Raw genomic sequence first — 24,386 nt, 5'->3', positions numbered from 1 at the left:
TTCCCTGGGAAACGCGCGTGTCCGGCAATCGGCTCCAACCATTCCGCCCCTAGTGGATCATGACCCCGTCCGGAACCGTCGAGCCCGCCGGCATATCGCGGTAGGGCAGCATCAGGCCCCGCACGGCGAACGCCTCGGCGAACCGCGTCGCGCCCATCAGCAGGCCGTCGGGATGCGCGATGCCGGAGAGCGTCTGCGCCGCGGTCTGGGCGAGCAGCCCGTCGCCGCGCTGGCAGGCGCCGAGGAGGACCAGCAGCAGGGCTTCGTCGTCGCCGACGCAGCGGCAGCAGGGCTGGTGGTGGGTGATGGTCCGCCGTGCCGTCCGGCGCAGCGCCTCGATCATCTCGGCCAGTGCCGCCGCGGCCTCGCGCGCGACCGGCTCGCCGCAGCGGCGCTGCAGGCCGCGCCAGACCGTGTCCCACTGTTCCGGCGCCTGGTGGCGCAAGCCCAGGACCCAGCGGCGGAACGCCCACACGATCAGGGATTCGGGATCCTCCTGCTCCGGGACGAAATCGAGGTCCGGCATGCTGGCGGTCGATCGGTCGAGCATCTGGTACGACATGGGGATCCTCTGAAAGTGATAATCACTCGCACTCTCTTTGCATGAATACGCCTATTGAGAGTCATTCGCAACATATCTGGAGGGCATAGGCGCGACAGAGTGGCGCAGCATCCGTCCCGAAGCGCGGCGGCGCCCCGGCGATTAACCTTGGATTCGCGAAGATGCGAAAGAGTCGCGGGAACAAGGCAAAATCCGAGCAGCGCCGAGGGTGCAACGATGTTCTCCGGAATGAGCATAAGACGAAAGATCCTCCTGATCGTCGGCGCCGGCCTGGTGGGACTGCTGACAGTCACCGCCGCGGCCCTGGGCACCCTGAGGAGCCAGATGTTCGCGGACCGGCAGGTCCAGACGCGCCAGCTGGTGGAGGTCGCCGTCGCCCAGATCGACCACCATGCCAAGCTCGCCGCGGCAGGATCCATGACGCAGGATGCCGCCAAGGCGGCGGCCCTGGCCGGCGTCACGGCCCTGCGATATGCGGACGGCGAATATTTCTTCGTCCTCGATCCGTCCGGCACGGTCCTGGCCCACGGCACCAACCCCCAGCTGGTCGGCAGGAACCTGCGGGACACCAAGGACGCCAACGGGTTCGCCTTCGTCGGCGAGATGACCCGGCGCGCGATCGCCGACGGATCGGCCGTCGTCCGCTATGTCTGGCCGAAGGCGGGAGCGACCGAGCCCCAGCCGAAGATCGGCTACTCCAGCCACTACAAGCCCTGGGACTGGGTCGTCGGCTCCGGCCTCTACGTGGACGATGCCGAGGCCGCCTTCCTCCTGAGCGGCCTGGAACTGGGAGCGGTCTGCCTGGCCATCCTGATCGTCCAGGGGATGATCGCGGCGGCCCTGGCCCGCGCCATCGTCCGCCCGATCCCGGTCATGCAGGGTTCCATATCGGCCGCGCGGACGGGCGACCTGTCGCGGACGGTCGGCATCGACAGCGGCGACGAGATCGGCGCCATGGCGCGGGACTTCAACCACCTGCTGGAGAGCCTGAAGGACAGCCTGGGGCAGGTCAGCGAGGCCAGCGGCTCGGTCTCCACCGCGTCGGTCGAACTCACCGCCTCCGCCGAGGAGATGAGCCGGAACGCGGAAACCATGAACGGCCACGCCGACCAGATCAACAGCGCCGTCGTCGGCGTGGTCGGGGCCGTCGGCGACCTGACCGCCATCGCCGAGGAGTTGGCGAGCAGCGCCGACGGCGTGGCCGCCGCGTCGGAGGAAATGACCGCGTCGATCCGCGAGGTGGCGCGCCATGCCGCGGCCAGTTCCGACGTCGCGCACAAGGCCTCCTCCGCCGCCGACCAGGCGCGCGACACCCTGCGGGGCGCCGAGCAGGCGATCCGGTCGGCGGTCGACAATATCCGCCAGCTATCCCAGAACAGCACGGAGATCGGCGAGGTGATCCAGGTGATCTCCGACATCGCCGAGCAGACCAACCTGCTGGCGCTGAACGCCACGATCGAGGCGGCGCGGGCCGGCGAGGCCGGAAAGGGTTTCGCCGTCGTCGCCACCGAGGTCAAGAACCTGGCGACCCAGAGCGCCCGGGCGGCCGAGCAGATCGCCCAGCGGATCACGGCGACCCAGGAGCAGACCGAGCGATCCGTCACGTCGATCGACCAGGTCGCCGACGCCATGTCCAGGGTCTCCGGTTCGATCGGCGCGATCCACGAGGTGATCTCCCAGATCGACCGGATCGCCGGCTCGATCGCGGCCGAGGTGGAGCAGCAGAGCGCCACCACCAGCGAGATCGGCCGCAATGTCGGGCAGGTCGCGACCTCGGCCAAGGCGGTGGCGTCGGACACCAGCCAGACGGCGGAGGAGGCGAAGCTGGTCAGCGAGGCGGTCCGCACCATGGTCGCCATCGCGCAGAGCACCGCGGCCGGCGCCACCGAGACGTCGAGCGCCGCGGCGGAGCTCAGCCGGCTGGCGAACCAGCTCGACGGGCTCGTCGGGCGCTACAAGCTGAGCGCCTGATCCCTCCGCGCCGGCGGCCCTGGCCCGCGGCGGATTGTCCCGCTATGGTCCTCCCTTCCGACACAACGATACGGGAAGGAAGAGAACCATGGCGGGAATCATCGCCGCGCGCCTGACGGAACTGGGCATCGAACTGCCGAAAGTGGCGGCTCCGGCCGGGGCCTACGTGCCTTACACCCTGTCCGGCAAGATCCTGTTCGTCTCCGGCCAGATCCCCATGCGGGACGGCTCGCTGACTCACAAGGGCAAGGTCGGCACCGACGTTTCGGTCGAGGAGGGCCATGCCTGCGCCCGGGTCTGCGCGCTCAACATCCTGGCCCAGGTGGCTGCCGCCTGCGGCGGCGACCTGGACAAGGTGGCGCGGTGCCTCAAGCTGGGCGGCTTCGTCAATTGCGGGCCCGATTTCAACGACCACCCCAAGGTGATCAACGGCGCGTCGGAACTGATGCTTGAAGTCTTCGGCGAGGCCGGCAAGCATGCCCGGTTCGCGGTCGGCGCCCCGTCGCTGCCGCTGGGATGCTCGGTCGAGGTCGAGGCGGTCTTCGAACTGAAGTGAGCGTCTTGCGCCGCAGCGCGAAACGCTTAATTCTCTGGTCATGCCAGATGGAAACGACAGCATCACGGTCAAGGTGATACCGGGTATCGGCGCGGTCGACGCCGCCGCCTGGGATGCCTGTGCCGGCGCGGAGAACCCGTTCCTCAGCCACGCCTTCCTGGGAGCGCTGGAAGACAGCGGGTCCTGCCGCGCCGCGACCGGCTGGCAGCCCCAGCATCTGGTGCTCGAAAGTCCGGAGGGCGGGGTCTGGGGAGCGGTCCCGCTCTACCTGAAGAGCCATTCCTACGGCGAATACGTGTTCGACCACGCCTGGGCGAACGCGTACGAGCGGGCCGGCGGCAGCTACTATCCCAAGCTGCAGGCCGCCGTTCCCTTCACGCCGGTGACCGGTCCGCGCCTGCTGGTCCATCCCGAGGCCCCCGCCGGAGTGGCGCCGGCGCTGATCTCGGCACTGGAGCAGATCGGGCTGCGCCACGCCGTCTCCTCGATCCATGTCACCTTCCCGACCGAGTCGGACTGGAACCGCTTCGGCGAGGCCGGCTGGCTCCAGCGGATCGGGCAGCAATACCACTGGGAGAACCGGGGCTACGGCAGCTTCGACGATTTCCTGGGCGAGCTGAATTCCCGCAAGCGCAAGTCGATCCGCAAGGAACGGCGCGAGGTGGCGGAGACGGGCGTGAAGATCCACACCCTGACCGGACCCGACCTGCGGCAGGAGCACTGGGACGTCTTCTACAAGTTCTACATGGACACCAGCGACCGGAAATGGGGCAGCGCCTACCTGAACCGGAAGTTCTTCCGCCAGCTGGGCGAGACCATGGCCGACCGGGTCGTGCTGATCCTGGTCGAGGACGACGGCGACTGGGTCGCCGGCGCCCTGAACCTGCTCGGCGGCGATACGCTCTACGGCCGCAACTGGGGCTGTCTCGCCACGTACAAGCACCTGCATTTCGAGGCGTGCTACTACCGCGCCATCGACTTCGCGATCGAGCGCGGGCTGAAACGGGTGGAGGCCGGCGCCCAGGGCCAGCACAAGATCCAGCGCGGCTACCTGCCGACCCCGACATACAGCGCCCACTGGATCCGCGATCCGGGATTGCGCGCGGCGATCGCCGACTATCTCAGGCGCGAGCGGCCCGCCGTGGAGAACGAGATCGCGATCCTGATGCAGGACAGCCCGTTCCGGCAGGAGAACGGCTGCGGCTGACCCGCGTCAGGCGGTCTTCCAGCGGTCCAGCAGGGCTTCCGCATCGACCTGCCGGAGAGGCGGCCGGGCCGGCGGCGAGCCGCCGTCGACCCGCAGGCCGAACAGGGTCTCGACCAGAGGCTCGGCGTCCCCCGACACCCTCACCTGCCCGCGCGCGGCGACGTGGGGATGGGCGGAAACGTCGGCCAGCTCGACCACCGTCTCGAAGCAGCAATCCACCTCGGCGAACAGCGCTTCCCAGTGGGCCAGCGGCTGGGCCGCGACCGTCGAGGCCACCTCAAGGATCAGGTCCCGCTGCGGCATCGGCTCGAACTGGCGCGGGGTCCAGTCGGGCCGGCCCAGGGTGGCGCAGAAGGCCGCCCAGAACTTCTCCTCGATGGCGCCCAGGCTGACGAAGCGGCCGTCCGCCGTGCGGTAGATCTGGTAGCAGGCCGCCCCTCCCGTCAGCAGGTCGCCCGCCGGGCGGGGAGGCGCGCCGCGCCGTGCCAGGGTGAGCGGCCAGGACTGCCAGCCCAGCACCGTCTCCATCAGGCTGAGGTCCAGGAAAGCCCCCTGCCCGGTCCTGCCCCGGCGGAACAGGGCGGCCGACACGGCGGCGACGGTCTGGATGGCGGCGGCATGGTCAGCCACCGGCGGATGGGCCATTGCCGGAGTGCCCGCAATTCCCGACGAGGCCAGGCCGCCGCCCAGCGCCATGTAATTGATGTCGTGTCCGGCGCGCAGGCGATAGGGACCGTCCTGCCCCCATCCGGATAGCGCCGCGTGGACGAGGCCCGGATTCAGCTCCCCCAGCCGCGCGCGCGACAGCCCGAGCCGGTCCAGCGTGCCCGGCCGGTAGCTCTCGACGAGCACGTCGGCGGCCCGCGCCAGGGACTCGAACGACGCCCGGTCGGCGGCCTGCTTCAGGTCGAGCAGGACGACCGTCTTGCCGGCATTCACCAGCTTGTAGGCGGGAGCCAGCCCGTCCGAATCGGTCCCGCCGAGCCGCCGCATCGGGTCGCCCGACGGCGGTTCCACCTTGACCACGTCGGCCCCCATGTCCGCCAGCATCTGGGCGGCGAAGGGACCCGGCAGGTATTGGCTGAGGTCGAGGACGCGGACTCCGTCGAGCAGGCCGCCGGTCATACCGCGCCGGTCCCGAACTTCAGCAGTCCGGGGGCCTTGTCGATGATTTCTTCCAGAATCGCCTCCGCCGTGTCCAGGTCGTTGGCCAGGCCCGTGCTCAGCCGGCTGACATAATCGGGCCGGCGCAGCTTCTCCCGCGCCTCGTACAGGCTGTGCAACTCGGCGATGAAGATCTCGCGCGCGCCCAGCGGCAGGATGGTATTGGCCGAGAGGACGAAGAAAAAGCGCATGCTGGCCTTGATCAGCAGGCCCAGCATCAGGATGTCCATCCGCTCGAACTCGGTCTTCAGGTCGTCGACCCGGCCGTCGGCCACGTGCTTCAGGCGCCCCTCGATCAGGATGCACAGCGCCTTGAACTCCCCGACCTTCTCGCGGAAATGACGGTAGGCGACGAAGCTGTTGTTGGCCGCCTCGCGCTGCGCCTCTGTGGCGAGTTTCGCGGCTTCGCGGGCCTGCCGTTCGAGCGCATGCAGCAGGCCTTCCACTTCGCTGCGCTTGTAGGTGCGTTGGACCAAGGGAAGACATCCAGACGATAGCGTTGGCTTCCTAATAGCACGCAAAAAAAAGGGCGTCATGCACGATGACGCTCTTTCCGTTACCATGGCCGACAAAGCGGGGCTCCCGGGAGCCCCCGCCCCATCAGGCGGTGGAGTGTCAGTCCACCATCTCGGGAACCTTCTCCTCCTCGTTGTCCGTCGGCGGCGGATCGGGATAGGTGAAGGTCAGCTTGTCGTCCGCGACGGTCACTTTGACGGTTCCGCCCTTGGCGAGCTTGCCGAACAGCAGTTCCTCGGCCAGCGGCTTCTTGATGTTCTCCTGGATGACGCGGCCGAGCGGCCGGGCGCCGTAGAGGGGATCGTAGCCCTTCCGGCCGAGCCATTCCCGGGCCTCGTCGGTCAGCTCGATCGTCACGCCGCGATCCGTGAGCTGAGCCTCCAGCTGGATGACGAACTTGTCGACGACCTGGCCGATGATCTCCGGCGACAGCGCGGAGAACGGGATGATGGCGTCCAGGCGGTTGCGGAACTCCGGCGTGAACATGCGGTTGATCGCCTCCATGTCCTCGCCGACCCGCGCCGCCCGCTCGAACCCGATCGCCGGCTTCGCCATGTCGGAGGCGCCCGCGTTCGTGGTCATGATCAGGATCACGTTGCGGAAATCGACCGTCTTGCCGTTGTGGTCGGTCAGCTTGCCGTGGTCCATCACCTGCAGCAGGATGTTGAACAGGTCCGGGTGGGCCTTCTCGATCTCGTCGAGCAGCAGGACCGCGTGCGGGTGCTGGTCGATCGCGTCGGTCAGCAGGCCGCCCTGGTCGAACCCGACATAGCCCGGGGGGGCGCCGATCAGGCGCGACACGGTATGCCGCTCCATGTACTCGGACATGTCGAAGCGGATCAGCTCGATCCCCAGCGTCATGCTGAGCTGGCGCGCCGCCTCGGTCTTGCCGACGCCGGTCGGACCGCTGAACAGGTAGTTGCCGATCGGCTTCTCCGGATCGCGCAGGCCGGCGCGGGCCAGCTTGATCGCCGAGGACAGGGCCTCGATCGCCTTGTCCTGGCCGAACACCATGGTGCGCAGGTCGCGCTCCAGGTTCAGCAGCACCTCGCGGTCGTCGCGCGACACGCTCTTGGGCGGGATCCGGGCGATCTTCGCGACCACCGCCTCCACGTCCTTGACCGAGATGGTCTTCTTCCGCCGCGACTCCGGCACCAGCATCTGCGCGGCGCCGACCTCGTCGATGATGTCGATCGCCTTGTCCGGCAGCTTGCGGTCGCCGATGTAGCGGGCCGACAGCTCGACCGCCGAGCGGATCGCCTCGTTGGTGTAGCGGATCCGGTGGTACTTCTCGTAGTAGGGCTTCAGGCCCCGCAGGATCTTGACCGCGTCCTCGATCGACGGCTCGTTGACGTCGATCTTCTGGAAGCGCCGGACCAGCGCCCGGTCCTTCTCGAAGTAGTTCCGGTATTCCTTGTAGGTGGTCGACCCGACGCACCGCAGCGCGCCGCTGGCGAGCGCCGGCTTCAGCAGGTTCGACGCGTCCATCGCACCGCCCGAGGTGGCGCCGGCGCCGATCACCGTGTGGATCTCGTCGATGAAGAGGATGGCGCCTTCCATCGCCTCCAGCTCGGACAGGACCGCCTTCAGCCGCTCCTCGAAGTCGCCGCGGTACCGGGTGCCGGCCAGCAGCGAGCCCATGTCGAGCGAGAAGATGGTCGCGTTCTCCAGGACGTCCGGCACTTCGCCGTGGACGATCCGGCGGGCCAGGCCCTCGGCGATGGCGGTCTTGCCGACGCCGGGATCACCCACGTAGAGCGGGTTGTTCTTCGAGCGGCGGCACAGGATCTGGATGGTCCGCTCGACCTCCTGCTCCCGCCCGATCAGCGGATCGATCTTCCCGCTGGCGGCCTTCTTGTTGAGGTTGACGCAATATGCCTCGAGAGCTTCAGTGCCTTTCTTCACGACCTTCTCCGCCGCAGCGTCGTCGTCAGCTCCCGATACCCGCTTCGTCTCGTTGCGGCCCGGCGCCTTCGCGATCCCGTGAGAAATATAGTTCACCGCGTCGAACCGGGTCATTTCCTGCTCCTGCAGGTAATAGACCGCATGGCTCTCGCGTTCAGAGAACAGCGCAACCAGCACATTCGCTCCGGTCACTTCCTCACGGCCGGAACTTTGTACGTGGATCGCCGCCCGCTGCAGCACCCGCTGGAAGCCGGCAGTCGGCTTCGCGTCCTCGGGACGGTTGGTGATCAGGTTGGAGAGCTCGTTGTCGAGGTATTCGCCAAGCTCCGAGCGCAGCTTGTCGAGGTTCACGCCGCACGCCCGCAGGACGGCTACAGCATCCTGGTCTTCCGTGAGCGCGAGCAGGAGATGCTCAAGCGTGGCGTATTCGTGACGGCGCTCGTTGGCGTAGGCTAGGGCTCGGTGCAGCGATTGCTCGAGATTACGCGAGAGCATGCCGGGCTAATCCTTCTCCAGGGTGCATTGCAAAGGATGCTGGTGTTGGCGGGCAAAGTCCATCACCTGGGTAACCTTCGTTTCGGCTACCTCGTAGGTGAAAACTCCGCAGATGCCGACGCCACGCCGATGCACGTGCAACATGATGCGCGTGGCTTCCTCGCGGTTCTTGTTGAAGAATCGCTCCAACACCAGAACGACGAACTCCATCGGAGTATAGTCGTCGTTCAGCATTAGAACTTTGTACATAGAGGGTTTCTTCGTCTTGGGCTTGGCCTTGACGACCACTCCCGTCACGGTCCCCTCGTCCCCGTGCTTGTCGCTGTCGGCCATGGGCAAATTTAGCAATCATCGCGATGGACATCCTCCGACAATCATATGAGATTTCCGGACGCGCTTGGAAGAGGCGTCTTGTGCCAAATCCACATCGGGGGGAAGGATTCCCGAGAATTGATCCCAGGCGGCCGACTTCGCGCAATAATCGAAATGCCCCGTCCTCCGAAACGGGCATACCGGACCGATCGTTCCAAACGCGGAATTTCCGAACACCGGAGTCACGAACGGCAACGGCCCGGCGGTCACTCTGGACCGCCGGGCCGTCTGCGCTTCGGCTCTGCCGGGACGGCGCGGCGCCGCGGCGCCGCGCCGTCCCGAAGATGTTCCCGCGTTACGCCGCCAGCGGCTTGCCCAGCTTCTCGATGGTGGCGTTGAGGCGCGCATTGATCGGCTGGAACGCCTCGTTGGCGACCTTGACCGACAGCTCGGACAGCTTGGCGCTTTCGGCCAGCGCGGTGTCGAGCGTGGACTTGGTGTAGCTGGACTGCAGGTCGACCAGGTCGCGGACGGTCTTGACGCTCATCGCGGCCTTGCCGGCGGCGGCGCCGCTCTCCAGCGAGGACTGGGAGTAGGCCAGCGCGCGCTTGCCCAGTTCCTCGAAGCCCTTCGCGAGGACGGTGCCGGCCTGGATCAGGGCGTCGACGTTCGCCTTGCTGAAGGTGGCGTATTCCTCGTAGCCTTTGACGATCTGGGCGGCCGCCTTCTCCATCTGCTCCTTGGAAACGGTCGCGAACTGCTCGTAAGTCGGGGTCGTGGACATCTGGACTTCCTTTCGGTTGGTCGCCGCCACCAACTCCGTCGGAGGGTCGCGGCTGGGTTTCGCATATGCGCGCGCCAGGCCTCTGAACTTTCATGCTGCAGTGCAGCAATGCGCTTACTATAGGCATTTTCCCGACGCCGTCAACGATTTTTGTGCACTGCACAATGAGCTTTGGGAAAGCGTTTCCGCATCATTAACGGGGTGTTCACCAACTCCCGCCATGGTCGGCGGCAGGGCCGGGACCGCGCTTGTGGCGGAACCGCCGGCGTGACAGGATGTGTCGCCTTTTCGCCTTTGGATTTACCGGAAATGACCTACTGCCTCGGCATCAAGATCCGCGATGGCCTGATCGGCCTGTCCGACGGCCGCATCACCAGCGGTTCCCAGCTTTCAGCGGCCCGCAAGGTCACGATCATGGGATCGGGAAGCCACCGGTTCTTCATCATGAACTCGGGCCTGCGCAGCGTGCGCGACAAGACGCTGGCCTATCTCCGCCGGGACATGACCAAGCGCCCGACCGAAAGCTTCTCGAGCATGCTCGACGCGGTCGGCGCCTTCACGACCTGTCTGCGGCAAGTCGCCGCGGAGGACAAGGAGGCCCTGGAGGCCAGCAAGCTGCACTTCAACCTGCACGCCATCATCGGCGGCCGCCTGTCCGACGACCGCGAGCCGACCATGTTCCTGGTCTATCCCGAAGGCAACTGGATCGAGGTGGACGAGCGCACCCCCTATCTCTCCATCGGCGCCACCGCCTATGGCAAGCCGATCCTGGACCGGGCGCTGCGCTACGACACCTCCATGCAGACGGCGCTGAAGCTGGCGTACCTGTCCTTCGACTCGACCCGCTTCAGCTCGGCCGACGTCGGTTTCCCGATCGACATGGTGACCATGACGAACGGCGACGGCAACTGGCGCCAGACCCAGTACGACTATGACGATCTGGTCGACCAGCGCCAGTGGTGGAACCGCAACCTGACCGACCTGGCCCAGCGCATGCCGGACGGCCCCTGGATCGACAAGCTGATGCCCGCCGCGCAACCGACGCTGGCGGTGGTCGGCGGGGAAGACCGGGAATAGGCCGCTCCGCCGGTCACCGTCCCGGCCCGTCGATGATCTCGAGCCGCTCGGCGGGGTTGGAGAAGGCGGTCAGGAAATAGGCGCCGTCGTGGCAGCCGCTGGCCAGCCAGAGCACGCCGCCCGGCTTCGTCCGGAATCCTCGCAGCGGCGTGTCGAAGACGCCGTTGTCGGCGAGGCTGCGGGTCAGCCAATCGAACTGCTCGGGCGACAGCCTGATGCGGGCGGCGGCGCCTTCGCCGGTGCCCAGCGCCTCTTCGGGTTGGCGCCGCGACAGGTCGGCCGCGGGTATCTCGCGCGCTTCCACCACGGCGCCGCCGGGGCGGCCGGAGCGCCCGTCGTCGCCTTCCCCATGCACCTCGTAGGTCCTGAGCCGGGCGCTCGACCGCGCATTGTGGATCAGGCGGTAGCGGTCGGGAGCCTCGGCGGAGCACTGGGCCCGCAGATCCTCCCCGTTCACGTAGCTGAACCAGGTGAGCTTGCGCACGCCCGCATCCTCGGCCGGGCCGAGCGAGGCGCACCCGGTCAGGGCTTGACCGAGCAGGAGGAGAGCCGCCGCGGCGGCCGGACCGAACGGTGTCAGGCGCATGACGGACAATATACCACCCACCGCCGGGACGGACGATAGAAGCACCCGACAATCTTCCGGTGCGTCACTGCCTCATCCTTTAGGGATCAGGGTCGGAAGACCACAGTCGCGCCCGTTTAACGAAAGGACGGTAGACATTGATTCAACACGAACTTACCATCCGGCCAAAGATTTGTTCAGAAGGTGTATTGGGGGCTCCGCCGTGTCAAATCCGTCCCGCCGACCGGGCTTTCTCGCCACGATCATCCTGGCCCTGTCGCTCCTTCTCATAGGCTCCCTGGCGGACCCGGCACTGGCCCAATCGAAATACGCCTCCATCGTGATCGATGCCGGCAACGGGGAGGTCCTGTACCGGGCCAATGCCGACGATCCCAAGTACCCGGCGTCGCTGACCAAGATGATGACCCTCTACCTGACCTTCGAGGCGCTGCAGAAGAAGCGGATCAAGCTCGGTCAGAGCCTGACGGTATCCCGCAAGGCGGCGTCGCAGCCGCCGACCAAGCTGGACCTCAAGCCCGGCCAGCGGATCAAGGTCGAGCACGCGATCCTGGCGCTGGTGACGAAGTCGGCGAACGATGCCGCCATGGTCCTGGCGGAGGGAGTCGGCGGCTCCGAAAGCCGTTTCGCCACGATGATGACCCGGAAGGCGCGCCAGCTCGGCATGTCGCGGACGACCTTCCGGAATCCGCACGGCCTGCCCGACGAGCGGCAGGTCTCGACCGCGCGCGACCTCGCCATCCTGGCCTCGGCGCTGATCCGCGACTATCCGAAATACTACCCCTATTTCAGCCGGGCCAGCTTCACCTATCGCGGCGTCGAGCACCCCAACCACAACCGCCTCATGGGCGTCTACAAGGGCATGGACGGGCTGAAGACCGGCTATATCCGGGCATCGGGCTTCAATCTGGCGGCATCGGCGGTGCGCCAGGGCCGGCGCCTGATCGCGGTGGTCATGGGCGGCGATACGCCGGCATGGCGCGACGCCCATCTGGCCGAACTGCTCGACCAGGGTTTCGCCACGCCGCGCACGCCCGCGCCGCTGGTCGCCTCGCTCCGCGCGCCCGCCCGCCCGGACCGCAAGCCGGATATCGCCGGCGGCGACGTCGAGGTCGCCAGCCTGGAGGAGGTCGTCGACAGTTCCGACCTGGCGACGCTGGCCGCAACCTTGAGCCCGCCGCTCGGCGCGGGCGGCAGCGCCATCGCGTCGGAGACCGGCGTCTGGGGCGTGCAGGTCGGCGCCTTCAGCGACGCCCGCGCCGGCCGCAAGGCGCTCGACTCGGTGAGCCGCCGGCTGCCCTCGCTCCTGTCCCGGGCCTATCCTCAGATGATCCAAGTGACGACCGGTTCCGGCCGGCTGTTCCGCGCCCGCCTGATGGGCCTGGACGAGACGACCGCGCGGAACGTCTGCGCCAGCCTGGAACGGGCGGGCGACGCCTGCATCATGGTGGCGCCCCAGGGTCTGTGAGGTCCCTGGGGGCGCCTGTCCGCCGACGGGCGCAGTGCGCCGGATCCTCGCCCTCCGCGCCTGGTCAGTCCACGGTGCCTGGCACCGGCGTGTTGAGCAACTGCTGTTCCCAAAGGAAAGCGATGCCGCTTCCGGCGGCATGCTGCACGAGCACCTCCGAAAGCTCGGCGGCATGCTCCGTGCGGGCCCAGTCACGCTGCCATTCCGACGCCACCGCCAGCCAAGTCATCATGTTCGCGCCGGCCGCGATCATGCGTCGGATCGCGACTTCGTGGGCTTCGGTCGAAACGCCTCCGGATGCATCGGTGACGACCGTCACGTCCCAACCCTCGCCAAGAGCCTGGATCGTCGGCATCGCGACGCAGATCTCGGTCCAGAGGCCGGCGATGATGAGTTGCTTGCGACCGGTAGACTTGACCGCGTCCACGACCTTCCTGTCCTCCCAGGTGTTGATGAAGGTCCGATCGATCACCTCCTGGCCAGGGAACACGTCAGTGATCTGAGGGAAGATCAGGCCGCCCCTGTCGGCGATCACGCTTGTCAGGATCGTGGGTACGCCGAAGGCTTTGGCGACCTTCGCCAGCGCCGCCGTATTGTTGACCACCATCTGCGGCTCGTGGCTGTTCACGTTCGCAAGCTGGTAAGGCTGGTGATCGATCAGAACGAGGACCGAGTCTTCGGGACGAAGAAGCGAACCAAGGCCATTCCGAAAAGTCATTGCGACTTCCTTTCCTGCCGATCGAACGGCATCGGGTTTGCGGGAGACATCCGCCGGGAGCGACTGCCCGCCCGCAATTAACCGTTCCCTCCGGCGATTCGATAGTGCCATGGTCGGGAAAGCTGTGTCGCAGTTTGGGGAACGCCGAAGTGGACATCGAAGATCTGCAGACATTCGTCGCCGTCGCCGATGCCGGCGGGGTATCCGCCGCCGCGCGCCGGCTCGGCGTTTCCAAATCGGTCGTGAGCCGGCGGCTCTTTCGGATCGAAGCGGAACTCGGCATCCAGCTTCTCGCACGGACGACCCGCGGTGCCGCCCTGACGGAAGCCGGCGTCACGTTTCGGGACCATGCGGCCCGGGCCAGCGCCGAGATGGACACCGCCAGAGAGGCGATTCTTCCCGATGGCGATCTGCGCGGCCGCCTGCGCATCGCCATGCCGTTTTCCTTCGGGCCGACCCATTTCGCACCCGTGATCGCGGAGATGGCAAAACGTCATCCGCGGCTGCACATCCATTCATCCTACAGCGACCGTTTCGTCGATCTCATCGCGGAGGGCTTCGATTGCGCCATCCGGGTCGGCTATCTTCAGGACTCCAACCTGATCGCAAAACGCGTCGGGCCGATCTACGGAAAGCTTCTGGCAAGCCCGGCTTACATCAAGTTGCACGGCGCTCCTGAGACGCCCGAACAGGTTCTCAACCACCCGGCGCTCATGCAGGGGGTGGAAACCTGGCAGTTCACGGATGGCGACGGGATCATCACGGTTCAGCCGCAGGGCAGCTTCAAGGCGGACAACGCGACGGCGCTTGCCGCAGCCGCCGTTGCGGGGCTGGGGATCGCCTGGCTTCCCGATTGCATCACGTACGGCCACGTCGTCTCGGGCGCACTCGTGCCGATCATGACGGGCTATCCACCGCCCCCGGCGGCCGCCTATGTCGTCCGTCCGCCCGGCCAGCATCCCGCCCGGAAGATACGGGTCCTCACCGAGATGATGACCGAGTATTTCAAACGGAACCCGGACCTTTGGGGTCTCGACTCCTGAGCCGGGAAAGGTGCGCAGCAGGCAGGTTCGACGGGGCTGGCTGGGCATTCCGTTCGCCGCGGAACAGCCCGGCCGGCCACGCATGCTCCCAACCGAACCTAAAGCGGTCCCCGATCAGGTTGAACCGCTCCGGTCCTCGCAGCCGGCCGTTCCACTCGCCGCACCGTGTTGCGCCATGGGCGCAACCTACGGCTCGATGCAGGGCGGAGGTGACGCGGGCCGACGATCTTAGGTTGCACCCATGGCGCAACGCATCGGATCAGCTGTCTCGGGCGGATGGACCTGATCGGGGACAGCTCCAAGCCAGTTCGCCCGCCAGCACGGCGCCCCGCGACGCCATGACATACAGGCCCATGTGGTGGGTTTCCGCCTGGGGATGGGCCGCCGTGTCGGGCAGGCCCAGGTCCCGGGCGACGGCCAGGGGAAGGTCGTAGGTGGCGCATCCCGGTTCGTAGACCACGATGTCCTCCAGATCGCCCGCCATGCCGTGGTTGCGCGCCGACAGCAGGGTCAGCACGAAATCCATCACGCAGATGTCGGTGCAGATGCCGACCGCCAGCACCGCCTTCAGCCGGTTTCCCGTGATCCAGTCCAGCAGGCGGTTGCGGCCGTCCGGCCCGATGGCTCCGATGAAGCCGTTGATGCAGTCCTTCCGGATCAGTGTCGCGGCGGGGGAATCGGCAAGCCATTCCAGTTCGCCGACGAGGTTCTCCTGGCCGGTGCCGATCTCGCAGTGGGGAGGATAAGGCGGCTCGGGCTTGCCCGGGACATGGGTGTCGAGGAAGGCCAGGGTCGGCCACCCCTCCGCCTCGAACCGGCGCGCCAGCCCGACGGTCTCGGTCACCATCCTGTCCACCTGGGCATTGGGAGAGGCCGGGGCCAGGGGGCCGCATCCGACGGTGCAGAATCCGTGGACCTCGTCGACGATGACCAGGCCGGTCGGCTTGGAGGCCGGGTCGAACCGGCCGAGCGCTATGGGAAGCGTCTGAAGGAAGAGGGTGTCCGGCATGGCGATGGTCCTTGATCACCGTAGGTCGGATGGAGCGAAGCGGCATCCGACAGAGCCGGTGCGTGGATGTCGGGTGCCGCTTCGCTCTACCTGACCTACAGGATACGGCAAACTTCGGAAGATCAGAAGTCCGCCGGGGCCGAGATGCCGCTGGCGCCGAGCTGTTCGACCAGCAAGGCCTTCAGCCGCTCCAGCCCTTCGGGGCTGAACGCCTCGCAGCGGGCGACCAGCACGTCCTGGGTGTTGGAGGCGCGCAGCAGCCACCAGCCGTCCTCGGTGTTGACCCGGACGCCGTCGATGTCGTTGACCGTGGCCCCGCTCGCCGCCAAGCGCGCCTTGACCTCCTTCACGACGGCGAACTTGCGCTCCTCGTCGGTCTGGAAGCGGACTTCCGGCGTGTTGAACACCTGCGGCAGCACGTCCCGGAGCTCGGCCAGCGTCTTGTCCGACTTGGCGACCAGGGCCACCAGGCGAATGCCGCAATAGAGGGCGTCGTCGAAGCCGTACCACTTGTCGGCGAAGAAGATATGGCCGCTCATCTCGCCGGCCAGCGGCGAGCCCGTCTCCGCCATCTTGGCCTTGAGCAGCGAATGGCCGGTCTTCCACATCAGCGGCTTGCCGCCCAGGCGCTCGATCTCGTCGAACAGGGTCTGGCTGGCCTTGACGTCGGCGATGATGGTGCCGCCGGGATGGGTCTTCAGCACCTCGGAGGCATAGATCGCGACGAGCTGGTCGCCCCAGACGATCCGCCCGCCGGCATCGACCGCGCCGATCCGGTCGCCGTCGCCGTCGAAGGCGATACCCAGGTCGCACTTGTGCTCGGCCACCGCCTGCTGGAGGTCCACCAGGTTCTCCGGCATGGTCGGGTCCGGATGGTGGTTCGGGAAGTTGCCGTCGATGTCTTCGAACAGCAGGATGTGCTTGCCCGGCAGCCTGGCCGTCAGCCGCTTCAGGATCTCGCCGGCGGCGCCGTTGCCGGCATCCCAGGCGACGGTCAGGTCGCGGGCGCCGTCGTAGTCCTTCAGCAGGCGCTCGACATAGGCGTCGCGGATGTCGATCTTCTCCGCCCGTCCCTCGCCCACGGCGTAGTCGCCCTTGGCCGCGATCTCGCCCAGCTCCAGGATGGCCTGGCCGTAGACCGGGGCCTTGCCCATCATCATCTTGAAGCCGTTGTAGTCCGGCGGGTTGTGCGACCCGGTGATCATGACGCCGGCCGAGGCCCCGCGGTCGCGGACCGCGAAATAGAGCATCGGGGTCGGGCCGAGGCCGATCCGCTCGACATGCAGGCCGGTCGAGACCAGTCCCTCGACCAGGGCCGCCTCCAGTTCCACGGAGCTGAGCCGGCCGTCATAGCCGACGCAGACCCGGTCGCCGCCGCCCCTGACCACCACGGTGCCGAAGCTGCGCCCGATCGCCCGGGCATCGGCGGCGGTCAGGGTCTTGCCGACGATGCCGCGGATATCGTACTCGCGCAGGACGGTGCCGTGGAACTTGTGGGTTTCAGTCATGACTCGAGAACCTTCTCGCGCAGTTCGCGATTGTTGATGCGGAAACGCGAGGGGCGCCCGACGCAGGTATAGGCGAACCCGGCCATTTCCATGTCATCCGGATTGTAGACATTGCGAAGATCTACCATAACCGGAGTTTTCATCAACTCCCGCACGCGCTTAAGGTCTAGCACGCGGAACTCGTTCCACTCCGTGAGGAGTGCCACGGCCGAAGCCCCCTCCAGGGTCTCGTATGCGTCGCCGCACCAGGTGACGCCGGGCAGCAGCTTCTCGGCCTCGTGCCGTCCGGCCGGATCGAAGGCCCGGATCACGGCGCCCTTCTCCTGCAGGGCCGGGACGATGTCCAGCGAGGGGCTGTCGCGCATGTCGTCGGTGTTCGGCTTGAAGGTGACGCCGAGCACGGCGATCGTCTTGCCGTCCACGTCGCCGCCGCAGGCCTCGACGATCCGGTCGGCCATGGATTGCTTGCGCTTGGTGTTGATGTCCACCACCGTCTCGACGATCCGCAGCGGCGAGCCGTAATCCTGGGCGGTGCGGACGAGGGCCAGCGTGTCCTTCGGGAAGCACGACCCGCCGTAGCCGGGACCCGGATGCAGGAACTTCTTGCCGATCCGTCCGTCCAGACCGATGCCCTTGGCGACGTCGTGGACGTCGGCCCCGACCTTCTCGCACAGGTCGGCGATCTCGTTGATGAAGGTGATCTTGGTCGCCAGGAAGGTGTTCGCCGCGTACTTGATCAGCTCGGCGGTCTCCAGGCTGGTCATCACGATCGGAGTCTCGATCAGGTAGAGCGGCCGGTACAGGGCGCGCATCACCGCGCGGGCGCGGTCGCTGTCGGTCCCGATCACGACCCGGTCCGGCCGCAGGAAGTCGCCGATGGCCGACCCCTCGCGCAGGAACTCGGGGTTGGACGCCACTCCGAATTCGACGTCGGGGCGGGTCTTGCGGACGATGCGCGCGACTTCGCGCCCGGTGCCGACCGGCACCGTGGACTTGGTCACGATGACCGTATAGTCGTTGATGCCGCGGGCGATCTCCTCGGCGGCGGCGTAGACGTAGCTGAGGTCGGCATGTCCGTCGCCGCGGCGGGAAGGCGTGCCGACCGCGATGAACACCGCGTCGGCGTCGGCTACCGAACCGGCCAGGTCAAGGCTGAAGGACAGCCGCCCGGCCTTGACGTTCTTCGCGACCAGATCGTCGAGGCCCGGTTCGTAGATCGGAATTTCGCCGCGGTTCAGCCGGTCGATCTTGCCCGCGTCCTTGTCGACGCACACGACGTTGACGCCGAACTCGGAAAAACAGGCGCCGGAAACCAAGCCGACATAGCCTGTTCCGATCATTGCGATACGCATGGGCCGTGCCCTCTATCTCAATATTTCAACGTGAATGCCGGCCGCGGAGCGGCCGGATTACCTGGGTGGCCGGGGTATATACCGGATCAGATCAGCTTGGCGATGGCCTCGCGGACCAGGTGCCCGATGTCGGGACGCTCCAGCGCGAACGCCAGGTTGGCTTCCAGGAAGCCGACGCGGTCGCCGCAATCGTACCGGGTGCCCTCGAACCGCAGGCCGTGGAACGGCTGGTTCCCGATCAGGCGCGCCATGCTGTCGGTCAGCTGGATCTCGTTTCCGGCGCCGCGCTCCTGGCGGTCGAGATGGCCGAAGACCTCCGGCTGGAGGATGTAGCGGCCGATGATCGACAGGGTGGACGGCGCGACCTCGGGCTTCGGCTTCTCGACCAGGCCCTTCACCGCGGCCAGCCGGCCGTCGTCGGACGCCACGTCCAGGATGCCGTATCGGTTGGTGTGCTCGCGCGGCACGTCCACGACCGCGACGATGTTGCCGCCGACGTCGTCATAGGCCTCGACCATCTGCTTGAGGCAGGGGGTGCCGGCCAGCACGACGTCGTCGGGGAGCAGGACCGCGAAGGGCTCGTCGCCGACCAGCTTGCGCGCGCACCAGACCGCGTGGCCGAGGCCGAGCGGCTGCTGCTGGCGGGTGTAGAAGAGCTTGCCCGAACCGATCTCCGTCGCCTTGACCGACTCGAGCGCATCGAGCTTGCCCCGGGTTTCCAGGACCTTGTTGAGATCGCCATTGATGTCGAAATGGTCTTCGATCGCCGATTTGCCCTGGCTGGTCACGAAGATGATGTCTTCGATGCCGGCGGCGCGAGCTTCCTCGACGGCGTGCTGGATCAGCGGCTTGTCGACCAGGGGCAGCATCTCCTTGGGAATGGCCTTGGTCGCGGGCAGGAACCGGGTGCCCAGTCCGGCAACCGGGAAAACCGCTTTACGCACTGCTTTACGCATGGGTGTCTCTTTTCGCTACGCGTGGAATGATGGGAAGAACCCGAAGCGGCACTTTACGACTTGAATTTTCTGCCACAAGCGTGTGCTGCGGCGCAACCCACGCTTTACGAGCGTAAGAGCAGATCTTTGGCCTGATTGATCTTGGCCGCGAGATATGTCGACCCGCCCTGATCGGGGTGCATCTTCAGCATAAGTCTTCTGTGGGCATCCTTTATTTCGCCCTCGCTTGCGCCGGGCTGAAGGCCTAATACCTCATATGCTTCCTCGCGCGTCATGGCGCCGCCGGTACCGCGTGAACCCGCGGACCCGCCCCCGTGTTCCCCGGCGCCCGGAGCGCCGGCTCGCCAGTCCTCCTCCCGCGTCCTATCGAGATAGGCTTCCAGGATCGCGGCGGACTGCGAATCGGCATCCCGGCATTCCCGGAGGAGGTCCAGCAGTTCCTCCAGCCCCAGATCGTCCAGCATCCTGCCCTGGAACCGGCCGCGCAGCACCTCCCCGCCCATCCGGCCGCTGTCATGGTCGAGCCGCATCCGCAGGAACGAGGTCTCTATGGTCGAGCTCTGCCCCTCGCTGGGGCCGGCCGCCGCCTTCACGCGGTTCATCAGGGCGCGCCAGCGGAGCACCATCGGCAGGACGAAGGCGGCGACCGCCATGGCCGTGCCGAGGCGCCCGGTGATCGCCAGGAAGACCACCACGACTACCGTGACGCCGATCGTCGTGTATTTCACGCCCTTCGCGAGGCTCTTCGGGTCCGCGTTCACGAAGGCCTGCGCCAGCAGGTAGAAACCCACCAGAAGCGCGATGCCGAGCAGGAACAGCGGGAACATCTGGGCTTCGCGTCCCTACCTGTTGCCGACCTGGTGGGAGAGCAGGCGCACCACATCCCCCTTGCCCCGGCTGTAGTCGGCCAGCGCCGGCCGGCCGCCGGCGGCGAACACCGCCACGGCGCTCAGAAGTTCCTTGAGCTGCTGGGCGCTGGAGGCGTCGAACGGGCAATAGGCGCCGCCGCTCAGCCGGGCGATCTGCTCGAAGGCGCGCCGGGCGATCGGCTCGCCGCCCTCGTGGAACATGAACACCGGGACGCCGAGCAGCCCCAGTTCCCCGGCATGGTGGCAGAGCCTGTCGACCTCCTCCTCCATGCAGTCGCCGACGAACACGACGGCATCGACCTTCTCGCGCCGGCTCTCCTTCAAGGCATGGTTCAGCACCCGGTCGATCTGGGTCTGGCCGCCCAGGCAGGTGACCGACGTCATCCGCTTCAGCAGGTCCTTGGCGTTGCCGACCCACGGGCTCGCCTGGCACTGGCGGAAGCCGCGATAGAACACGAGCTGCACGTCCAGGCCGCCCAGCGCCGCCGTCGCCTCGAACATCTCCGCCTGGATCTGGCACGCCCTGTCCCACGACGGCTGCCGGCTGGCGGTCGCGTCCATGGCGAACATCAGGCGACCGCGCCGGCCGGACTGCCTGAGGTTCGGCGTCGCCGCCACTTTCCGCAGGAAGGCATCCACGTCGGACTGGCTGGACTTGGTGGTCGGCAGTGTCTTGTCGTCGTCTGCCATGGCGGCCCGTATCTCCTGTCTATGGGAAACCGAGGGCGTGCGTCCCATAAACGGAAATGGAACCGGATTCGTGCTGTTTCCAGAGCCCACTCTTTCGGGGATACGGGACTGGACGCTCACCCCGCCCGCAGCCACACCGCCGTGTCGTGGAACACCGCCCCGCCGAGCGGGCGCCCGGGGTCGGCGCCGGTCAGCACGTTGATCCCGCGTCCCTCGACGAAGCAGTCGTTGGGCCAGATCCCCTCGACCACGACCACCCCGGGCTGGAGCCCATCGAACGGCCTGACATGGACCAGCACGCTGCCCCGGCGGTTGCCGATCCGGACCAGCCCGCCGTCGGCCAGCCCCAGGCCGGCGCAGTCCTCGGGATGGACCAGGGCTGTCGGCCGCCCCTCGCGCTTCCGGGCGCTCGGCGTCTCGGTGAAGCTGCTGTTGAGGAACTGGCGGGCCGGCGGGGCGACCAGCCGGTAGGGATGCTCGTCCGTCGCGGCTTCGATCACGTCGAAATGATCGGGCAGCGGCGGCATGTCGGCATGGTTCGGACCGACCCGAGACCAGTCCGGCTTGAAGTGGAAGCGCCGGTCCGGCGTGCCGAACCCGTCGAGGAAATGGCTGTCCGTCTCGGCGATGCAGTCGTGCCAGCGCCGGTCGCGCAGCGTGGCCGCGTCGGGCCAGCCGGACGCCTTCAGGGTGGCGTCGACCAGTTCCCATGCGGTCATGCCGAAGCCGGGATGCTCCGCCCCCAGGCGCCTGGCGAGGCCGCGGATGACCTCGTGGTTCTCCCGGCACGCTCCGGGCGGATCGATCTGCCTGGCCCCGACCTGGAGATGCATCTGGCCTCCGGCGGTATAGAGGTCGTCATGCTCCAGCATCATGGTCGCGGGCAGGACGATGTCCGCCAGCCGGGCGGTGTCGGTCATGAACTGCTCGTGGACGCAGACGAAGAGGTCGTCGCGCAGCAGGCCGGCGCGCACCTTCTCGCTCTCCGGCGCGACGGTCGCCGGGTTGGTGTTCTGGATCAGCATCGCGTGGACCTGCGGCCCGGCGCCCAGCGCGTCCCGCTCCCCGACCAGCACCGGCCCGATCCTGGACATGTCGAGCACCCGGACCCCCGGGTCGAGGCGGTCGCGCCCCTCGATCAGCGTCTTGTCCAGGCGGTAGATCGCCGAATTGCTGTAGAGCGCCCCGCCGCCCTCGTGCGCCCAGGCGCCGGTGACGACGGGCAGGCAGCTCACCGCGTGCATCTGGGCGGATCCGTTGCGGCTGCGCGAGAAGCCGTAGCCGAGCCGGAGGAAGCTTCGCTTGGTGGAGCCGTAGAGCCTGGCGAAGGCGACGATCGCCTCCTCGTCGAGGCCTGTGATGGCGGACGCCCAGGCCGGCGTGCGCGTCTCCAGATGCCTTTCCAGCTCGTCCGGCGCGTCGGCGTAGCGCGCCATGTAGTCCCGGTCGGCGTAGCCCTCCCGGAAAAGGACGTGCATGACCGCGCAGGCGAGCGCGCCGTCGGTGCCGGGGCGCGGCGCCAGGTGCAGGTCGGCGCGCTCCGCCGTGCCGGTGCGGTAGGGATCGACGACGACCAGCTTGGCTCCCCGCTCCTTCCGGGCGCGCGAGATCCAGCTCATGACGTTGACCTGGGTCGCCACGGGGTTGCCGCCCCAGACCACGATCAGGTCGGACAGGGCCATTTCGCGCGGGTCGGCGCCGCGCTTCACCCCGGTGCCGGCCAGCCAGCCGGCATCGGCCAGCGCCGTGCAGATCGTCGTCGCCTGGCGCGAATAGCCCATGACGTTGCGCAGCCGCTCGATGCCGTCGCGCTGAACATGTCCCATGGTGCCGGCGTAGTAATAGGGCCAGACGGCCTCGGGGCCGTGCTCGCGGGCGACGCGGGCGAACTGCTCGGCCACGATGTCGAGCGCCGCCTCGAACGGGATCTCCCGCCATTTCCCCTCGCCCTTGGCGCCCACGCGCTGGAGCGGCATGGTCAGCCGGTCGGGATGGTGGACCCGCTCGGCATAGCGGGAGACCTTCGCGCAGATCACGCCGTCGGTATAGCTGTTGTCCGGAGCGCCGCGCACCCGGCCGATGCGGTTCGGGGCGATCCGCTCGACTTCCAGCGCGCAGGTGCTGGGGCAATCGTGCGGGCAGACGGAAGGGACGAACGTAGAATCAGGCACCGGAACAACTTTCGATAAACAAGCCGCGGAGCGGTCTGGACGGATCGGCTGAGCCCAAATCTAGCCGTATCCGGAGGTCCCGGCAATGCGCCTTCCCCGGCGCCCTCCCCGGTGTGTTAACGTCCGGCAGCGAAATGTCGAATCGAGGAGTTCATGTTCGCCTGGGAACTGACCGTGGTCGTTCTGCTGATCGTGCTGAACGGTTTCTTCGCCATGTCCGAACTGGCCGTGGTATCCGCCCGGCGGGCAAGGCTTCAGCAGATGGCCGAGGCAGGCGACCGGGGAGCCCGGGCGGCGATGCGCCTGGTGGAGGACCCAAGCAAGTTCCTGTCGACGGTCCAGGTCGGCATCACCCTGATCGGCATCCTGGCGGGCGCCTACGGCGGCGCGACCCTCGCGGGATACCTGGCGGTGGAACTGCGCGGCATCCCGGCGATCCAACCCTATGCCGACGGCGTCTCGTTCGCCGTGGTCGTGGTGCTGATCACCTATCTGTCGCTGATCATCGGCGAGTTGGTGCCCAAACGCATCGCCCTGGTCAATGCCGAGCGGATCGCCGCCGTGGTTTCCCGGCCGATGGGCCTGATCGCGGCGCTCGGCGCGCCGCTGGTCTGGGTGCTGGGCGTCTCGACCAACCTGGTTCTCCGCCTGCTCCGCCTCAACCAGGTCAAGCAGGCCGAGGTGACCGAGGAGGAGGTCAAGTCGATGATCGCCGAAGGTGCGCGCACCGGCGTCTTCGACCCGGCCGAGCGCGAGATGATCGAGGGGGTGCTGCGGCTGGCGGACCGGAGCGTGCGGACGATCATGACCCCGCGGCCGGACGTCCACTGGCTCGACCTCGCCGATGGCGCCGAGGCCATCCGGCGGGAAATCGCCGAGAGCGGCCGTTCCCGCTTTCCCGTCAGCCGCGGCGACCTGGACGAGATCGTCGGGATCGTCAAGACCAAGGACCTGCTCGACCAGTTGTTGACCGGCCGGCCGCTCGACCTCCAGTCCTGCATCGAAAAGCCCCTGATCATCCATGACGGCACCAAGGTGCTGCGGGTGCTGGAACTGTTCAAGCAGACCGGCCAGCACATGGCGATCGTCGTCGACGAGTACGGCTCCGTCGAGGGCATCGCCACCGCCGCCGACATCCTGGAGACCATAGCCGGCGACTTCCCCGAGGCGGGCGAGGACGAGGCCGGTCTGGTGCGCCGGGAGGACGGGACATGGCTGGTGGACGGCATGCTTCCGATCGACGAGGCCGAGCACCGGCTGGGCCTGCGCGGACTGCGCGGCGACCGCGATTTCCACACGCTGGCCGGCTTCGTCATGGCCGAGCTGGGCCACGTGCCGAGCGCCGGCGAACATTTCTCCTGGCGCGGCAGCCGGTTCGAGGTGGTCGACATGGACGGCCGCCGGGTCGACAAGGTCCTGGTCACGACCCGGCCGGCGGACAAGGAGGACGACGGTCCGTCGATCTGACCG

22 protein-coding genes are annotated in these 24,386 nt (G+C 67.4%); 7 read left to right on the top strand and 15 right to left on the bottom strand.

Annotated features, from left to right (window positions below):
* Nucleotides 1-49: 49 nt before the first annotated feature.
* Complete coding sequence (locus IGS68_RS07880; RefSeq protein WP_201078701.1) at nucleotides 50-562, bottom strand: hypothetical protein; 513 nt, start codon at nucleotides 560-562, stop codon at nucleotides 50-52.
* 228 nt (nucleotides 563-790) lie between these two features.
* Here IGS68_RS07880 and IGS68_RS07875 point away from each other — a divergent pair, with 228 nt between their 5' ends.
* From IGS68_RS07875 to IGS68_RS07865, 3 genes are all read left to right on the top strand, one after another.
* Nucleotides 791-2,533: a methyl-accepting chemotaxis protein gene (locus IGS68_RS07875; protein ID WP_201078699.1), complete on the top strand. Its 1,743-nt coding sequence runs from the start codon at nucleotides 791-793 to the stop codon at nucleotides 2,531-2,533.
* 88 nt (nucleotides 2,534-2,621) lie between these two features.
* On the top strand, nucleotides 2,622-3,089 hold the full coding sequence (locus tag IGS68_RS07870) for a RidA family protein (protein WP_201078697.1): 468 nt from the start codon (nucleotides 2,622-2,624) through the stop codon (nucleotides 3,087-3,089).
* Between the two features lie 40 nt (nucleotides 3,090-3,129).
* Complete coding sequence (locus tag IGS68_RS07865; protein WP_201078695.1) at nucleotides 3,130-4,296, top strand: GNAT family N-acetyltransferase; 1,167 nt, start codon at nucleotides 3,130-3,132, stop codon at nucleotides 4,294-4,296.
* Between the two features lie 6 nt (nucleotides 4,297-4,302).
* Here the strand turns inward: IGS68_RS07865 and IGS68_RS07860 are convergent, their stop codons facing one another.
* The 5 genes from IGS68_RS07860 to IGS68_RS07840 all read right to left on the bottom strand — a co-directional run bounded on the left by IGS68_RS07860 (nucleotide 4,303) and on the right by IGS68_RS07840 (nucleotide 9,472).
* The gene (locus IGS68_RS07860; protein WP_201078693.1) at nucleotides 4,303-5,421 is read right to left on the bottom strand and encodes a CaiB/BaiF CoA transferase family protein; all 1,119 of its coding nucleotides are present in this window, start codon (nucleotides 5,419-5,421) and stop codon (nucleotides 4,303-4,305) included.
* Nucleotides 5,418-5,936 carry a hypothetical protein gene (locus IGS68_RS07855; protein WP_201078691.1) on the bottom strand — a complete coding sequence of 173 codons (519 nt, stop codon included), beginning with the start codon at nucleotides 5,934-5,936 and terminating at the stop codon, nucleotides 5,418-5,420. The genes IGS68_RS07860 and IGS68_RS07855 overlap by 4 nt, the downstream gene beginning before the upstream one ends.
* 139 nt (nucleotides 5,937-6,075) lie before the next feature.
* Complete coding sequence (gene clpA, locus IGS68_RS07850) at nucleotides 6,076-8,376, bottom strand: ATP-dependent Clp protease ATP-binding subunit ClpA (RefSeq protein ID WP_201078689.1); 2,301 nt, start codon at nucleotides 8,374-8,376, stop codon at nucleotides 6,076-6,078.
* A 6-nt stretch (nucleotides 8,377-8,382) separates the two neighbouring features.
* Entirely contained in the window at nucleotides 8,383-8,709 is a 327-nt protein-coding gene (gene clpS, locus IGS68_RS07845) for an ATP-dependent Clp protease adapter ClpS (protein WP_158046428.1), read from the bottom strand.
* Nucleotides 8,710-9,043: 334 nt separating this feature from the next.
* Entirely contained in the window at nucleotides 9,044-9,472 is a 429-nt protein-coding gene (locus IGS68_RS07840) for a phasin family protein (RefSeq protein ID WP_201078687.1), read from the bottom strand.
* Nucleotides 9,473-9,781: 309 nt separating this feature from the next.
* On the opposite strand from IGS68_RS07840, the gene IGS68_RS07835 reads away from it, so the two are divergent.
* A complete protein-coding gene (locus IGS68_RS07835) occupies nucleotides 9,782-10,549 on the top strand; it encodes a peptidase (protein WP_201078686.1) in 768 nt (255 codons plus the stop codon).
* 13 nt (nucleotides 10,550-10,562) lie between these two features.
* On the opposite strand, the gene IGS68_RS07830 is transcribed toward IGS68_RS07835, so the two are convergent.
* Complete coding sequence (locus IGS68_RS07830) at nucleotides 10,563-11,135, bottom strand: hypothetical protein (RefSeq protein WP_201078684.1); 573 nt, start codon at nucleotides 11,133-11,135, stop codon at nucleotides 10,563-10,565.
* 202 nt (nucleotides 11,136-11,337) lie between these two features.
* Here IGS68_RS07830 and IGS68_RS07825 point away from each other — a divergent pair, with 202 nt between their 5' ends.
* A complete protein-coding gene (locus tag IGS68_RS07825; protein ID WP_247881226.1) occupies nucleotides 11,338-12,600 on the top strand; it encodes a D-alanyl-D-alanine carboxypeptidase family protein in 1,263 nt (420 codons plus the stop codon).
* Nucleotides 12,601-12,664: 64 nt separating this feature from the next.
* Here IGS68_RS07825 and IGS68_RS07820 read toward each other — a convergent pair whose 3' ends face one another.
* Nucleotides 12,665-13,318 carry a hydrolase gene (locus tag IGS68_RS07820; RefSeq protein WP_201078680.1) on the bottom strand — a complete coding sequence of 218 codons (654 nt, stop codon included), beginning with the start codon at nucleotides 13,316-13,318 and terminating at the stop codon, nucleotides 12,665-12,667.
* Nucleotides 13,319-13,467: 149 nt separating this feature from the next.
* Here IGS68_RS07820 and IGS68_RS07815 point away from each other — a divergent pair, with 149 nt between their 5' ends.
* On the top strand, nucleotides 13,468-14,361 hold the full coding sequence (locus tag IGS68_RS07815; protein ID WP_201078678.1) for a LysR family transcriptional regulator: 894 nt from the start codon (nucleotides 13,468-13,470) through the stop codon (nucleotides 14,359-14,361).
* Nucleotides 14,362-14,620: 259 nt separating this feature from the next.
* On the opposite strand, the gene IGS68_RS07810 is transcribed toward IGS68_RS07815, so the two are convergent.
* The 7 genes from IGS68_RS07810 to IGS68_RS07780 all read right to left on the bottom strand — a co-directional run bounded on the left by IGS68_RS07810 (nucleotide 14,621) and on the right by IGS68_RS07780 (nucleotide 22,916).
* On the bottom strand, nucleotides 14,621-15,370 hold the full coding sequence (locus tag IGS68_RS07810; protein ID WP_201078676.1) for an isochorismatase family protein: 750 nt from the start codon (nucleotides 15,368-15,370) through the stop codon (nucleotides 14,621-14,623).
* Between the two features lie 122 nt (nucleotides 15,371-15,492).
* Nucleotides 15,493-16,878: a phosphoglucomutase/phosphomannomutase PgmG gene (gene pgmG, locus IGS68_RS07805; protein ID WP_201078674.1), complete on the bottom strand. Its 1,386-nt coding sequence runs from the start codon at nucleotides 16,876-16,878 to the stop codon at nucleotides 15,493-15,495.
* Entirely contained in the window at nucleotides 16,875-18,230 is a 1,356-nt protein-coding gene (locus IGS68_RS07800; RefSeq protein WP_201078672.1) for a UDP-glucose dehydrogenase family protein, read from the bottom strand. Before IGS68_RS07800 ends, pgmG begins: the two co-directional genes overlap by 4 nt.
* 86 nt (nucleotides 18,231-18,316) lie before the next feature.
* Nucleotides 18,317-19,186, bottom strand: a complete 870-nt coding sequence (galU, locus tag IGS68_RS07795; RefSeq protein ID WP_201078670.1) for a UTP--glucose-1-phosphate uridylyltransferase GalU — start codon at nucleotides 19,184-19,186, stop codon at nucleotides 18,317-18,319.
* 104 nt (nucleotides 19,187-19,290) lie between these two features.
* Nucleotides 19,291-20,013, bottom strand: a complete 723-nt coding sequence (locus IGS68_RS35430) for a DnaJ domain-containing protein (RefSeq protein WP_247881225.1) — start codon at nucleotides 20,011-20,013, stop codon at nucleotides 19,291-19,293.
* Between the two features lie 15 nt (nucleotides 20,014-20,028).
* A complete protein-coding gene (locus IGS68_RS07785) occupies nucleotides 20,029-20,745 on the bottom strand; it encodes a vWA domain-containing protein (RefSeq protein WP_201078668.1) in 717 nt (238 codons plus the stop codon).
* 116 nt (nucleotides 20,746-20,861) lie between these two features.
* Nucleotides 20,862-22,916 carry a molybdopterin-containing oxidoreductase family protein gene (locus IGS68_RS07780; RefSeq protein WP_201078666.1) on the bottom strand — a complete coding sequence of 685 codons (2,055 nt, stop codon included), beginning with the start codon at nucleotides 22,914-22,916 and terminating at the stop codon, nucleotides 20,862-20,864.
* 153 nt (nucleotides 22,917-23,069) lie between these two features.
* On the opposite strand from IGS68_RS07780, the gene IGS68_RS07775 reads away from it, so the two are divergent.
* Nucleotides 23,070-24,383 carry a hemolysin family protein gene (locus tag IGS68_RS07775; RefSeq protein ID WP_201078663.1) on the top strand — a complete coding sequence of 438 codons (1,314 nt, stop codon included), beginning with the start codon at nucleotides 23,070-23,072 and terminating at the stop codon, nucleotides 24,381-24,383.
* The last annotated feature ends 3 nt before the right edge of the window (nucleotides 24,384-24,386 follow it).

Origin of the sequence: Skermanella sp. TT6 (assembly GCF_016653635.2) — a bacterium.
GTDB classification, from domain to species: domain Bacteria; phylum Pseudomonadota; class Alphaproteobacteria; order Azospirillales; family Azospirillaceae; genus Skermanella; species Skermanella cutis.
Note: the sequence above shows the minus strand (reverse complement) of the source record. Positions and strands in the feature narration are given on the sequence as shown.

Excerpts from the sequence above, each read along its gene's own strand:
- IGS68_RS07875 (WP_201078699.1), top strand. The coding sequence starts at position 791 with ATGAGCATAAGACGAAAGATCCTCCTGATCGTCGGCGCCGGCCTGGTG.
- clpS (WP_158046428.1), bottom strand. The coding sequence starts at position 8,709 with ATGGCCGACAGCGACAAGCACGGGGACGAGGGGACCGTGACGGGAGTG.
- IGS68_RS07820 (WP_201078680.1), bottom strand. The coding sequence starts at position 13,318 with ATGACTTTTCGGAATGGCCTTGGTTCGCTTCTTCGTCCCGAAGACTCG.
- pgmG (WP_201078674.1), bottom strand. The coding sequence starts at position 16,878 with ATGACTGAAACCCACAAGTTCCACGGCACCGTCCTGCGCGAGTACGAT.
- IGS68_RS07835 (WP_201078686.1), top strand. The coding sequence starts at position 9,782 with ATGACCTACTGCCTCGGCATCAAGATCCGCGATGGCCTGATCGGCCTG.
- galU (WP_201078670.1), bottom strand. The coding sequence starts at position 19,186 with ATGCGTAAAGCAGTGCGTAAAGCGGTTTTCCCGGTTGCCGGACTGGGC.
- IGS68_RS07840 (WP_201078687.1), bottom strand. The coding sequence starts at position 9,472 with ATGTCCACGACCCCGACTTACGAGCAGTTCGCGACCGTTTCCAAGGAG.
- IGS68_RS35430 (WP_247881225.1), bottom strand. The coding sequence starts at position 20,013 with ATGTTCCCGCTGTTCCTGCTCGGCATCGCGCTTCTGGTGGGTTTCTAC.
- IGS68_RS07860 (WP_201078693.1), bottom strand. The coding sequence starts at position 5,421 with ATGACCGGCGGCCTGCTCGACGGAGTCCGCGTCCTCGACCTCAGCCAA.
- IGS68_RS07810 (WP_201078676.1), bottom strand. The coding sequence starts at position 15,370 with ATGCCGGACACCCTCTTCCTTCAGACGCTTCCCATAGCGCTCGGCCGG.
- clpA (WP_201078689.1), bottom strand. The coding sequence starts at position 8,376 with ATGCTCTCGCGTAATCTCGAGCAATCGCTGCACCGAGCCCTAGCCTAC.
- IGS68_RS07800 (WP_201078672.1), bottom strand. The coding sequence starts at position 18,230 with ATGCGTATCGCAATGATCGGAACAGGCTATGTCGGCTTGGTTTCCGGC.
- IGS68_RS07865 (WP_201078695.1), top strand. The coding sequence starts at position 3,130 with ATGCCAGATGGAAACGACAGCATCACGGTCAAGGTGATACCGGGTATC.
- IGS68_RS07880 (WP_201078701.1), bottom strand. The coding sequence starts at position 562 with ATGTCGTACCAGATGCTCGACCGATCGACCGCCAGCATGCCGGACCTC.
- IGS68_RS07830 (WP_201078684.1), bottom strand. The coding sequence starts at position 11,135 with ATGCGCCTGACACCGTTCGGTCCGGCCGCCGCGGCGGCTCTCCTCCTG.
- IGS68_RS07775 (WP_201078663.1), top strand. The coding sequence starts at position 23,070 with ATGTTCGCCTGGGAACTGACCGTGGTCGTTCTGCTGATCGTGCTGAAC.
- IGS68_RS07870 (WP_201078697.1), top strand. The coding sequence starts at position 2,622 with ATGGCGGGAATCATCGCCGCGCGCCTGACGGAACTGGGCATCGAACTG.
- IGS68_RS07785 (WP_201078668.1), bottom strand. The coding sequence starts at position 20,745 with ATGGCAGACGACGACAAGACACTGCCGACCACCAAGTCCAGCCAGTCC.